An 840-nucleotide genomic window follows, 5' to 3' on the forward strand; every position below is an offset into this window, starting at 1 on the left:
CACCATCTGAGTCTGCACAGACCATCAAATAGCAGATCTGACAGTAGGTCACAATCTGTTGTTGCAGTACTAACTATGGCTTCGACGCCAGGCGTCTTATCTGTGACGTATGTCACCGTTCCCCGTCACGATGTGGCACATCGTTTCCTCGTCGCACACGTCGCCCGACCGGTCTTGCATCCAAAGGCTCACGTCCGAGCAGAACATCAACATTGCAAGAACCAACCATGCTGTGCTCGGTGATGTCGGTCAGCCACAACTCGTTCGGGGTAGCGGCGGTGAAGTCGCGCTCCACCAGGTCCTCGTGCACGGGGGGCCCGGGCTTCTTGCCGTTCTTCGCGCGCTACTTCCCGAACACCGACCACCAGCGGTTGTCCCGGCAGATCCGCCACGCGGTCCGCTCACACATCGATTGGCCCGTAGCCTCGGCTTCCCCGGCGAGGAACCGGTAGCCGAACTCGGGGTCGTCGTGGTGGGCGTCGAACAGGGCGTTGGCACGATAGGCCTCATCCCACTCGGCGGCGGTGACCGGGTCCGCCGGCCATCGGTAGTAGGGCTGGCGGGAGAGCTTGAGCACCCGGCATGTCACCGCGACGGGAGTTCCATCCTCGGCGAGCTCCTTCACGAGCGGGTAGTACCTTTTCCCGGCAGGTTCGCCTGGGACAGGTAGGCCGCCGCCCGTCGTAGCACCTCGTTCTCCTGCTCGAGCAGGCGGATCCGCTTCTTCAGTTCACGGTTCTCGGCCGACTCGGCTCTGGTGGTCCCAGGTTTCTGCCCGTCCTTCACGTCAGCCTGGCGCATCCACTTCGACAGGGTCATCTCGTGGAGACGCAAGTCCTT

Annotated in this window: 1 pseudogene; it reads right to left on the minus strand. The window is 62.5% G+C overall.

Annotated features, from left to right (window positions below):
- Window positions 1–232: 232 nt before the first annotated feature.
- Window positions 233–840 (minus strand): annotated as a pseudogene (locus tag ACFYE1_RS17480) (IS3 family transposase); the annotation flags it as partial.

The sequence above is a fragment of the Kocuria nitroreducens genome (assembly GCF_042879195.1).
Classification (GTDB): Bacteria; Actinomycetota; Actinomycetes; order Actinomycetales; family Micrococcaceae; genus Kocuria; species Kocuria nitroreducens.